Origin of the sequence: Streptomyces hirsutus, from assembly GCF_001418415.1 — a bacterium.
Taxonomy (GTDB): Bacteria; Actinomycetota; Actinomycetes; order Streptomycetales; family Streptomycetaceae; genus Streptomyces; species Streptomyces hirsutus.
In genome coordinates this window covers 1-9,788 of the sequence record NZ_LIQT01000430.1, presented here as the reverse complement: position 1 = coordinate 9,788, position 9,788 = coordinate 1, and the positions used below count along the sequence as shown (strand labels likewise).

Annotated in this window: 7 protein-coding genes and 1 pseudogene; 5 read left to right on the top strand and 3 right to left on the bottom strand. The window is 70.2% G+C overall.

The window, feature by feature from the left end; translation table 11 throughout:
* Positions 1-29 precede the first annotated feature (29 nt).
* Entirely contained in the window at positions 30-1,118 is a 1,089-nt protein-coding gene (locus tag AOK11_RS29290) for an ABC transporter permease (RefSeq protein WP_063793542.1), read from the top strand.
* Complete coding sequence (locus AOK11_RS29285) at positions 1,115-1,813, top strand: ABC transporter ATP-binding protein (protein ID WP_055596734.1); 699 nt, start codon at positions 1,115-1,117, stop codon at positions 1,811-1,813. The genes AOK11_RS29290 and AOK11_RS29285 overlap by 4 nt, the downstream gene beginning before the upstream one ends.
* Positions 1,814-1,992: 179 nt before the next feature.
* Here AOK11_RS29285 and AOK11_RS29280 read toward each other — a convergent pair whose 3' ends face one another.
* The gene (locus AOK11_RS29280) at positions 1,993-4,242 is read right to left on the bottom strand and encodes a Zn-binding domain-containing protein (RefSeq protein ID WP_240497533.1); all 2,250 of its coding nucleotides are present in this window, start codon (positions 4,240-4,242) and stop codon (positions 1,993-1,995) included.
* Between the two features lie 176 nt (positions 4,243-4,418).
* Between AOK11_RS29280 and AOK11_RS29275 the strand changes: the two genes are divergently transcribed.
* Positions 4,419-7,004, top strand: a complete 2,586-nt coding sequence (locus AOK11_RS29275) for a GmrSD restriction endonuclease domain-containing protein (RefSeq protein WP_055596733.1) — start codon at positions 4,419-4,421, stop codon at positions 7,002-7,004.
* Between the two features lie 75 nt (positions 7,005-7,079).
* On the opposite strand, the gene AOK11_RS29270 is transcribed toward AOK11_RS29275, so the two are convergent.
* Positions 7,080-7,556 (bottom strand): ATP-binding protein, encoded by a 477-nt coding sequence (locus AOK11_RS29270; protein ID WP_055596732.1) that lies wholly within the window; start codon positions 7,554-7,556, stop codon positions 7,080-7,082.
* 162 nt (positions 7,557-7,718) lie between these two features.
* Between AOK11_RS29270 and AOK11_RS29265 the strand changes: the two genes are divergently transcribed.
* Both AOK11_RS29265 and AOK11_RS29260 read left to right on the top strand, forming a co-directional pair.
* On the top strand, positions 7,719-8,591 hold the full coding sequence (locus AOK11_RS29265; protein ID WP_055596731.1) for a helix-turn-helix domain-containing protein: 873 nt from the start codon (positions 7,719-7,721) through the stop codon (positions 8,589-8,591).
* Entirely contained in the window at positions 8,588-8,788 is a 201-nt protein-coding gene (locus AOK11_RS29260; protein WP_055596730.1) for a DUF397 domain-containing protein, read from the top strand. Before AOK11_RS29265 ends, AOK11_RS29260 begins: the two co-directional genes overlap by 4 nt.
* Positions 8,789-9,628: 840 nt before the next feature.
* Here AOK11_RS29260 and AOK11_RS45480 read toward each other — a convergent pair.
* Positions 9,629-9,742: pseudogene (locus AOK11_RS45480) on the bottom strand (hypothetical protein); the annotation flags it as partial.
* Positions 9,743-9,788 lie beyond the last annotated feature (46 nt).

Genomic DNA, 9,788 nt, shown 5'->3' with positions numbered 1-9,788 from the left:
TCCACCGTCGGAAAGGACAGGCCGAGGCCGTGTTCGTCGCCTGGAGAGACCTGAAGTTCGCCAAGGGGCGTTTCGCCCTGATGGGCACCGTCGTCGTGCTGATCACCCTGCTGGTCGGGCTGTTGTCCGGTCTGACGGCCGGACTGGGCCGGCAGAACATCTCCGCGATCACTTCCCTGCCCGCCGACAGGATCGCCTTCCAGGCTCCCGGTGGCGGCCAGGACCTGTCGTACTCCCACTCCACCGTCACCGAGCGGCAGTGGCGGCAGTGGTCCGAGGCGCCCGGCGTCGAAAGCGCCGAACCGCTGGGGATCACCACCACCAGAGCCACCGCCGGGGACAGGAGCACCGGGGTCTCCGCCTTCGGCGTCCGGCCCGGCTCCCGTCTCGCCCCGGGCGGCGGCGGGATCAGTGACAGCGGGGTGGTGCTGTCCACCGCGGCCGCCGACGACCTGGACGTGCGGGCCGGTGACTCCCTCACCCTGGCCGGGCAGCGGCTGAGGGTGGCCGCCGTGCGGGGCGACGCCTACTTCAGCCACACCCCGGTCGTCTGGACCAGCCTCGACGTCTGGCAGAGGGCCGCGCCGCCCACCGGCACCGGCGAGGGCCCCGCCGCCACCGTCATCGCCCTGAACACCACCTCCGGGACCGACGTGGCGGCCACCGACCGGCAGGCCGGCACCAGGACGGTCACCACCGACGAGTCGCTGTCCGCGATCGGCTCCTACACCTCCGAGAACGGCTCCCTGCAGCTGATGCGCGGCTTCCTGTTCGCCATCTCCGCCCTCGTCATCGGGGCCTTCTTCACCGTGTGGACCATCCAGCGCAGCGGCGACGTCGCCGTTCTCAAGGCGCTCGGCGCCCCCACCTCGGGCCTCCTCAAGGACGCCCTCGGCCAGGCCGTCGTCCTGCTCGCCGGCGGGACCCTGCTCGGCACCGGCATCGCCGCCGCCCTCGGCGCCGTCGTGGCCGGCTCGGCCGTGCCGTTCCTCCTCACCCCCGCCACCGTCCTGCTCCCCGCGGCGGTGATGATCCTGCTCGGCGCCCTCGGGGCCGCCCTGTCCATCCACCGCATCACCTCCGTCGATCCGCTGACCGCCCTGGGGAGCGTCCGATGAGCCTGACCCTGACCGACATCACCCTCACCTACCCCGACGGCGAGAACCGCCTGACCGCTCTCGACCGGGTCAGCCTGGAGGTTCCCCAGGGCAGCCTGACCGCCGTGGTCGGACCCTCCGGATCCGGCAAGTCCAGCCTGCTGGCCGTCGCCGCCACCCTGATCACCCCCGATGCCGGCACCGTCACCATCGACGGCACCTCCACCACCGGCCTGACCCGCGGCGAGCTGACCGCACTGCGCCGCCACCTGATCGGCATCGTCTTCCAGCAGCCCAACCTGCTGCCCTCCCTCACCGCAGCCGAACAACTCCAGGTCATGGCCCAGATCGACGGCCGTAAACCCCGCACCGCCCGGAACCGCGCCCTGGAACTCCTCGACGCGGTCGGCCTGGTCGGCCTGGCCGACCGCCACCCCCACCAGCTCTCCGGCGGTCAGCGCCAGCGCGTCAACATCGCCCGCGCCCTGATGAACGACCCCACCGTCCTCCTGGTCGACGAACCCACCAGCGCCCTAGACCGCGAACGCGGTGCCGCCGTCATCGACCTGATCACCCGCCTCACCCGCCGGCAGGCCACCGCCACCGTCCTGGTCACGCACGACCACACCCACCTCACCGCCGTCGACCGGATCGCCGAAGTCCGCGACGGCCGCCTCCACCTCCCGACGCCGGCCCGCGGAGGCAGCGGGCCGTGAGGAGGCAGCGCCCTGGCATATACACCGGGGCTCACTCCCCGCTCGCAGGTCACCCGCGGTGTGGGATGACCTCCCGGGCGGCGGCCGGATCATGCACGCATGCACGCATGCACGCATGCACGCATGCAGCTGATCATCCACCGCAAGAAGGTGGTGCAAGGCAAGCGTCTGCTGATCAGTCAACCAATACTTCTGCCCGCCAAGGCATCGAGTAGCACGACGGCTTCACCGCGACTCAACAATTCGTGGAAGCGCTCGTTGCGGAAGGTTCGGAGGCATGCGTAGCAACTGCTCTCCGGGCCACACTCGCAACCCCCCACGCGCGCATGGGCGGCCTCGACGACCGGGGCGAGGTGCTCTCCGATCCAGGTCGCGTTCCCTGCACCGCCTGGTGTGGTGTCGAAAAGTAGGAGCGAAGGCATGCCGTCGGTTCCCGTATGGACCGTGCCGTCGATGTCGTCCCGGCTGATCTCCAAGTGCGTGGCCGCGCCCTCCAGCAGTGCGTAGAGGCCGGAGCGCAGGGTTTCCTGCGTCGCGCTGAGGGCGGTGAGCGGGTCGAGGTGGATCTGGAGGAAGTCCGTCTGGTACCGGTGAGCAAGGGAAACGACCCGCATCGGGCCGGTGCACTGGGTGTCCTTCAGCAGATGAGGGTGTCCCGTGCCCCGGGATCCGGCACGCGCATGCGGACGGCCCCAACCGCACCAGTCACAGATCTCGTACCCGGCACCGCCCGGCCCCTCCGAGACGACGACCATCTCGCCCCGGGCACCCGCCGACCAGGCAGTGGTGTGACCGGAGGCGAAGACGGTGGTCCCCTCGTGGACGTCCGCGGTGTCGGTGGACATGTGGACGTCGCCGTACCAGGAGCGGCGCGGCGGTGTCTGTCCCGGACTGCGCTGAGGTCCGCGCGCGGCGACGAAACCGTAGACCGGCTCGACGTAGCGGCGCGGCACGGAGGTGGACGACGTGCCGCAGGCGGTGCAGGTGGGGTCGACGGGTCCTGTGGCCTCGCGGTAGCGGCCGCAGGTGCCGCACACGGTGTAGTGACGGCTGACCAGTTCGCGGTCGGGCAGACGGTAGACCCCGGCGGATGCCCACAGCTGGCCGCCCGCCACGATCTCGGCGCCCGGCGCGTACTCATGGACGGCGGCACTGAGATCGCGGGTGAGTTCGAGCTGGCCCGACACGGTGCCGCTGTCCTGCGGGATGCGCAGTTCGACGGTGTCCACGGGGAAGCCGTACTTGGGCAGGACGTTGCGGTTGGCCAGGACCCCGAGGAGGTCGCGGTGCGTCAGGTTGCGGATGACCTTCTCGTACATGTCCGCCAGCCGGTACTTGCGGGCGGCCACCGCCTGGTCGCGGCGCTCACTGTAGGCCGTGACGTCCTGCTCGAGGATCTGTCCCGCGGCCCGCAACAGTCGGTCCAGTTCGCCGACCCAGGCGCCCGACTCCACGTCGATCTCGTCCTGGACGCTTGCGGGAAGCACCCGGCGGATCGAGGTCGCCACGCTGTCCGGGACGGGCGTGAGCCAGTCACGCACGATGTGGGCCGCTGTCTCGCCGGTGCTGTCGTCGGGCAGGAAGAACTCACCCGCCTTGCACCAGATACGGCCCCGTTCCTCCTTCATGGCGCGGAAGAACGCGGCGAGGGCGATGGAATGGGCGTGACGGCGGTCGATGCGGACGTTGTCGACCGGGACGATCGGGGCCCGGACCTCTCCGGCGATCATCCGCTGGAATTCCGCGAACCGCGCGAGGTCGTGAGGGCGTCGCTGGGCGTAGGTGAGGACGAGGGCGGCGGAGTCCGCGCGCCGGCCGGCGCGTCCGGCCCGCTGGACGTAGTTGGCGGTGGAGGGCGGCATGTTGCGCAGGACGACGGCCTGCAGTTCGCCTACGTCGACGCCGAGCTCGAAAGTGGTTGAGCAGGAAAGGGCGTTGACCTGCCCGCGGACGAACTCGCCCTGGATCTCGGCGGCCTTCTCGCCGGTCCACTGCGCCGTGTGTTCCTGGGCGCGCAGCGGTACGGGGTCGAAGGTGAGGTAGAGGCGCCGGAGGTGGCCGTCGGTCTCGGTGGCCAGCTTGTATTCCTCGAGGCGGCCGGTGCACCGCAGGGTAGGGCACACCCCGCGTACGGACACGGCGACGACGCGGCGGCAGCGGTCGCAGGCGTGGAGCGGCTCGCCGTCCTCAGTGACGGGCCGCAGGCGCAGCCAGGCGTGGTCGAGTCGGCGGACCGCGCCGATGCCGACCTGGTTCTCCCCCGGTAGCCAGTCGGCGAGGTGCCCGGTGGTGAGGTCGGTCCACAGCCGGCCGAGGACGTCCAGTGCGGCTCCGCGCGGGTCGCCCTGGTGGCCGAGGGCGTCGAGCACCCGTTCCAGGGTCTTGTCCGCGTGCAGTTGCGGGGCGGTCAGCTGCTTGAACGTAGCCATCGCTTCGTACACCCGGGCGGGGACCGGCTTCTCCAACCGTCAGCTCAGGACAGACCCACGAAATGCAGTGTGACCGGGTCTCCGACGGTTACGCACATCATGAGGCTTTTCCAATACGGAGGTCGGCCGGGCCTGATGTAATCGGCGGCGGACGATCGAGGATCGAGGGGGCCATCATGCAGGCCAAGGAAACGTTGTTCGCCGATCTCGTGCAGGGCCGGGCCCAGCAGTTTCAGGTACCGCTCTACCAACGGACGTACTCCTGGACCGAGAAGCACCTCAAGCAGCTGTGGAGCGACATCCTGGAACAGGCCGGGCTGCTCGAGTCGGCGGAGGAGAAGGCAAGCACGCACTTCCTCGGTTCGGTCGTGCTCGCGCCGTCACCGCAGAACGATGCGACGTTCTCCCGCTGGCTCGTCGTCGACGGCCAGCAGCGGCTGACCACGCTGTCCCTGGCCCTGGCCGCCATCCGGGATCATGTCGCGGACACTGCGCCGAACCAGGCCCAGCGCATCGATGAGCAGTACCTGATCAACAAGTGGAACAGTGGCAACGACCACCTCCGTCTGCTGCCGACACAGGCGGACCGTCCGCAGTTCGCCGCCCGCATCCGCGGCTCCCTCACCGGTCAGGCCACCGGCAGCGGCGTCGCCACCGCCTATGCCTTCTTCCGCAAGAAGCTCGTCGAGGCGGACGATCCGGCGGCTCCCCAGGACGTGTTCCGCATCGAGCAGGCGATCACCTCCAGGCTCACGCTGGTGGCGGTGACCGCCGAGCGCGGCGACAACGTGCACCGCATCTTCGAGTCGCTCAACAACACCGGTCTCAAGTTGAGCCAGGCCGACCTGCTGCGCAACTACCTCTTCATGCGGCTTCCGGCACGCGGCGAGCACGTCTACGAGACCTACTGGCTGCCCCTGCAGGGCAGTCTGAGCAACGACGAGCTGGAACAGCTCATGTGGCTGCAACTGGTACTCGAAGGAGACGACCGGGTCCGCCGCCAGGACCTGTACACCGCCCAGCAGAAGCGCTTCGAGGAAAGGAAGACGGGCGAGGCGGAGATCGAGGAGTACATCAGGGAACTGCACCGCCGCAGCGCCCACTTCCGCCGGCTGCTGCACCCCGAGGAGGAACCCGATCCCGCGGTCCGGGCCGCGCTCCACCGCCTGGACGCGTGGCAGGCGGCCGTCACCTATCCCGCCCTGATGCTGCTGTTCGACCGGCGCGAGCGCGGGGAAGTGGACTCCTCCGAGACCGCCCGCGCCCTGGCGTACATCGAGAGCTTCCTCGTCCGTCGGATGATCTGTCGGGTCCCGGTCAACAACCTCAACCGGATCTTCCAGGCCGTGCCCGGACAGCTCCCGCTCGACGTGCCCGTCACCGAGGGACTGCACCGGCTCCTCTCCTCCGAGAACCGCTTCTGGCCCGATGACACCGAACTGCGCGACAAGATCAGGAAGGCGCCGTTCTACCAGTACGGGCGGTGGCAGCAGCGCAAACTGGTGCTGCAACGGCTGGAGGAGAGCTACGAGCATCCCGAACCGGTCGACTTCGCCGCCGCGCAGCTCACCATCGAGCACGTCATGCCGCAGTCGCCCAGTGACGAGTGGCTGCGCGCACTGAGCGAGGAGACGGCCGGCGAGGAGACCGCGGAGGAGCTACATGCCCAGTTCCAGCACACCCTTGGCAACCTGACGCTCACCGCGGTCAACGCGGAACTGTCCAACCACCCCTTCGGGCGCAAACAGGATCTGCTGCAGGGCAGCCACCTGGAGATGAACCGCCGCATCGCCGCCACTGAGCGCTGGGGCGTGCGCGAGATCCTGGCCCGCGCCGACGAACTCGCCGACCGTGCGATCGCGTTGTGGCCGGCCCCGCTGCGCGGAGTCGGCCGCGCGGAACGCAGCCGCGACTGGCAGCTCGCCCACCAGGTCCTCGCCGCGCTCCCCCACGGCACCTGGACCTCTTACGGCGACCTCGCCGCGTTCCTCGGTTCCGGCGCCCAGGCCGTGGGCAACCATCTGGCCAACACCCCCGGTGTGGCCAACGCGTACCGTGTCCTCACCTCCGAGGGCAAGGTCTCCGACGGCTTCCGGTGGGCGACGCCCCAGGACGCGGGAAGTGACGACGTCCGCGCCCGGTTGGCTGCCGACGGCGTCCGCTTCACGGCCACCGGGGCCGCCGACCCGGTCCAGCGGCTCACCGCCGACGACCTCGCCGCACTGCTCGCAGGCACGGACGACGACCGGGCGGACGGCGAGGACACCGCTCAGGACGGAACCGTGGAAGCACCGGGCGAGGAGACCCGCGCCGAACGGTTCTTCCGCCAGCTCGCCGCGGACGACTCCCCCGGAACGGTCGAAGCGGTCCGCGCGCTCTTCGCGCACTGGGAGGGACTGGGTGGCTGGATCGGCCACGGCGCGGGACACGTCACCACGAGTGCGTACCTCATGCTCGGCGAGGCGGGTGGCCCCGGCTGCGGCATCTGGCCGATGACGCTCTACCCCGGCACCGGGCGCGGGGGCACGGCGGAGGTGGTGTTCCAGTACCTCGCCGCGCGGGAGCCGTTCACCGACCGTGCGCTGCGCGCCGAATACCTCACGCGCCTCAACGCTCTGGACGGTGTCGACATCCCGGAGGGCAAGCTGGAGCTGCGTCCCAACATCCGGCTGTCCCTGCTGGAGAAGGACCGCAACCGGGAGCTGTTCACCGAGACACTGACGTGGTTCCGGGACCGCTGGGAGAGCCGGGGCACGTCCTGAGGACGGGCCGGCCGACGGCCGGGCTGTGGTGAGCAGGGCGGGCGGGGCACCGGCGGCAGAGTGCCCTTGCCCTGCCTACCTCCCTGTCCGGGCAGCCCGCCGGGCGCACTCCGCCCACACCGTCTTGCCGCCCGGTGGGTACGGCTCGCAGCCCCAGGCGTCGGCGAGCGAGGCGACGAGGAGCAGGCCCCGTCCGGATTCACCGTCGCTGTCGGTATCGGCGGCCGGGGGCGGGGCGGGCAGACGTTCGCCCCGCGCGTCGGTGACCTCGATCCGCAGGGTGGCAGGCGTCAGGGTGAGAGCGAGACGTGCGTCCCTGCCCCGCACCCGGCCGTGCAGGGCCGCGTTCGCGGTCAGTTCGGCGATGAGGAGGGAGGCCGTGGCCGTGCTGTCGTCGTCGGCGGGCTCCGGCCACCCTTGTTGTGCGGCGAGCCAGCGCTCAGCCGCATGGCGTGCGGTGTGCGCACCGTGCGCCGTAGTGGGAAACATGGTGCGGAAGTGGGCTGTGCCGACGATCGGTTCACCGGGTGCGGTGACGGTTTCCTGATTCACCTCACCGAGGGTGACCGATTCGTCCTACTGTGTGGAGCACTCCGCGCGGTACGCAGGGCCACTGTCCCGGCACGGACGGTGCGATGTACGGGCGTACGGCCGTGTCTCGGCCGTGCTTTCGCCGGTTCGTCCTCTGCACAAGGAACAGGGTGGTGGTACGGCATGGCAGCGCAGCCGGGTACGGGGGTTCCCACGGGCGACGAGGCGGACGGCACGGACGAGGTCGCGGACCTGTTCCGGGCCCTCGGCCGACAGATCAAGGTGGCCCGGGAGCGGGCCGGGCTGAGTCAGAAGGAGCTGGGCGACCGGCTCGGGTACGGCGAGGAGACGATCTCGTCGGTCGAGCGGGCACGGCGAACGCCTCAGCCCGAACTGCTGCTCGCGGTAGACCAGTTGCTGGACTGCGGGGGCCTGCTCGCGTCCGCCGCGGAAGACGTGGAACGGGCGAAGACCCGACGGAGAGTGCGGCATCCGGAGTGGTTCCGGAATTACGCGCGGTTGGAGGCGGAGGCAGTCGAGCTGCACGATTACAGCTCGCTCGCGATCCCCGGGCTCGTTCAGACGGAGGCTCACGCACATGTGGTATTCGGTACCCGTCAACCTCTGTTGGACGAGGCGACCGTCGAACAGCGCGTGGCCGCACGGCTGGACCGCCAGCAGATCTTCGACCGCTGGCCTCCGCCGTTCACCACCTTCACCATCGAGGAATCCGTATTGCGTCGGCCGCTCGGCGGGGGGAACGTTCATCGGGAGCAACTTGAAGCGCTGCTGAAGTTCGGCAGGCTACGCAGTGTGGAGCTCCAGGTGCTGCCGACGGAACGCAAGGAACATCCCAGCCTGGGTGGGCCGTTCATCCTGCTCACTCCGAAGGGCAAGCCCCAAGTGGCGTACCTGGAAGTACAGCACGTCAGCCGTCTGATCACGGATCCGGACGAGGTACGTATCCTTGCCGCGCGCTACGGCAGCATCAGGGCGCAGGCGCTCACGCCAGAAGAGTCACTGACCTTGATCGAGAAGATGCTGGGAGACCAATGAACACTGAACAGGCCGCACGGTTGGATTGGTTCAAGAGCAGCTACAGCAGCGGCGAAGGAGGGGCGTGCGTCGAGGTCGCCGCCGACGCGACCGCCATACACGTACGGGATTCCAAGGAACGCGGTGGCCCTCGGCTCGCGTTCGCGCGGAGCGCATGGTCCGGGTTCGTCACGGACCTGGGGCGGGACCGGATCTGACCTGTCGCGCCTGAGGCCGTTGCGCTCAGGCCTCTTGGCACGGTCCTCCCCTCGGTGGCGGTTCCGGCACCGGCCGGCCCCGCCACCGGCCGCCCCAAGATCGGCCGCGGGTGCGATCGCCCCCGCTCCCCCTTTCTCAGAGCGATGGCCTTTTCGTACGTCAACGGACGGGGTGGGCCCCCACTTCGCGTTGAGGACTGAGGTGCCGGCTGACTTCTGGTGCCCGACCCGTCCGGGCCGGCCGACGCCCGTGTGCGGTCGCCGCTCGCACTCCGGCCGACCGGTCCGGCCGTGCCTGGGCACGCGTGCCGAAGAAGCCCGGCGGGACCGCTCGACGGGAGGCGATGCGGCGTACGCGAGTTGTCGACTGCGGTGGCCGCACCTCCTGTTGCTCCCGCTCCGCCCGATCTCCTGGAGTTCTCCGTGGTGTCCGACCCCACCGTGCACGAAGTCCCCCTCATCCCACCGGAGTCCGTCGTCGACGACCCCGAAGCCGAGGCGGCCCGGGCGATCGTGGCGGCCAGGGCGGCGATGGTCGCCCGGCTCGAGGACAGCGGCGACCTGGGCCCCGGCCCCGTGCGTGAGGCCCTGCTGGCGCTGTCGCGCGAGGTGCTGATGCCACAGGCGTACGCGCGGCGCTCGGCGCCCGACGAGACACCGCCACGCTGGGACCTGTTGGACCGGTCGCAGCCGGCCGACCGGGACGAGTTGCTGCGGCGGCTGCACAGCGGGGACAGCGTCGCGATCCAGCACGACGGTGAGCCGATTCTCGGCCGTGCTGCCGGACCGCGCCGCGGAGGTGACGTACGGGTCGATGTCGAGGGTGACGACACCGTCGCTGCCGCACACGAAGCACGCCACGGACGCGGTCACTCCTGCGCCGGTCCCGACATCCAACACCCGCTGACCCGACCGCAGGTCCAGCAGCTGGAGCAAGCGCGCGGTCAAGCCCATCGTGCTCGACATCGCGGTCATGGCGCCTCCGCGGCGCGGTCCGGCA

Coding starts and splice junctions, on each gene's coding strand:
- AOK11_RS29285 (WP_055596734.1), top strand. CDS start 1,115: ATGAGCCTGACCCTGACCGACATCACCCTCACCTACCCCGACGGCGAG.
- AOK11_RS29280 (WP_240497533.1), bottom strand. CDS start 4,242: ATGGCTACGTTCAAGCAGCTGACCGCCCCGCAACTGCACGCGGACAAG.
- AOK11_RS29275 (WP_055596733.1), top strand. CDS start 4,419: ATGCAGGCCAAGGAAACGTTGTTCGCCGATCTCGTGCAGGGCCGGGCC.
- AOK11_RS29265 (WP_055596731.1), top strand. CDS start 7,719: ATGGCAGCGCAGCCGGGTACGGGGGTTCCCACGGGCGACGAGGCGGAC.
- AOK11_RS29260 (WP_055596730.1), top strand. CDS start 8,588: ATGAACACTGAACAGGCCGCACGGTTGGATTGGTTCAAGAGCAGCTAC.